Origin of the sequence: Hyphobacterium sp. SN044 (genome assembly GCF_021864465.1) — a bacterium.
Classification (GTDB): Bacteria; Pseudomonadota; Alphaproteobacteria; order Caulobacterales; family Maricaulaceae; genus Hyphobacterium.
In genome coordinates, this window is record NZ_JAKKUV010000024.1 from 1 (window position 1) to 529 (window position 529).

General features: G+C 42.3%; 1 protein-coding gene. It reads right to left on the reverse strand.

All coding sequences use genetic code 11. From position 1 onward, the window contains the following. Window positions 1–378, reverse strand: a 378-nt coding sequence (locus L5876_RS14525) for a hypothetical protein (RefSeq protein WP_236957079.1), incomplete at its 3' end; no start/stop codon positions are given. Window positions 379–529 lie beyond the last annotated feature (151 nt).

Sequence of the window (529 nt, forward strand, 5' to 3'; positions counted from 1 at the left end):
ATCCGCTCCACCAACGTCAGCATTCAGTTGCCATCTTGTGAATTTTGAAGTAGGTGGAATCGTTATAGTGTGTTCGATCACCTTTGATTCATAAACTTCAGTTTCCGTCATGCTAACTTGGGATTCTTCATGTGAATGGCTGTAGCTAACCTCCACGCTTCCAATTTCGAATGCATCTCCAGTGCTAATAGTAGAACCAATACTATGCGTAGCAGTCACTGTCCTTGTTTCTGAATTCACATTTTTCATGCCTTTTGTTATTGTGATCTTCTGATCCACACTGGTGCTTCCGCGATTTTCGTATACATAGCCTTCTTTCCATACTGCCACCACATCTACTTCTATCTGTTCATATCCCTCTGCTGCTTTACCCGACATCGCTCACAAGTTTCTGAAGCAAACAGGAGTGCACTCTATTCAGCAGTATCTTGATGGCCTATTTTAAAGGCAAGTTTCACCTTCTAGTCTTTTGATGTATCTGCGAGAAACCAGCGGAAGACCGAGATGCCTATAAGATACAATAACTGCA